The organism is Mycobacteriales bacterium (assembly GCA_040902655.1).
Taxonomy (GTDB): Bacteria; Actinomycetota; Actinomycetes; order Mycobacteriales; family SCTD01; genus SCTD01.
Genome location: JBBDWV010000057.1, coordinates 1 through 427 on the forward strand (window position 1 = coordinate 1; position 427 = coordinate 427).

Here is a 427-nt window from a genome sequence, read left to right on the forward strand (position 1 = left end):
CCCCCCCCCCCCCCCCCCCCCCGGGGGGGGGGCGGCGGCGGCGGTGCCGCGCGCGGCACGCTCCACGGCCGCCGGCGCGTCGGCCATCGACATCCGTCCCGCGCCGGGGGTCGGTGCGCGGGAGGCAGCAGCCGGGGCCGTCTCCCCACGCCGCTGCAGAATGCCGATCACCAGGAACACCAGCGAGACCAGGCTGACCCCGATCGACGCGTAGACGAAGGTCAGATCGGGCCCGATGACGCCGATGACGAGCAGGACGAGGGCGACGAGGACGAGTGCCCCGCTGATGACGATCACGTGGTGGGTCCTCCGAATGGGACGGGGCGTACAGCGCCTGCAGCGTAGCGGCGAGCGCGGGGGCCCGGGTGGGCGGCGAGCGCGGGGGGGCGGGTGGCGGGGTGCAGGGACCCGTTTCCCTCTCAACTGT

At 76.1% G+C, this 427-nt stretch carries 1 protein-coding gene; it reads right to left on the reverse strand.

What is annotated here, in order from left to right; all coding sequences use genetic code 11:
* Positions 1–297, reverse strand: a 297-nt coding sequence (locus WD794_16325; GenBank protein MEX2291878.1) for a hypothetical protein, incomplete at its 3' end; no start/stop codon positions are given.
* Positions 298–427: the final 130 nt, after the last annotated feature.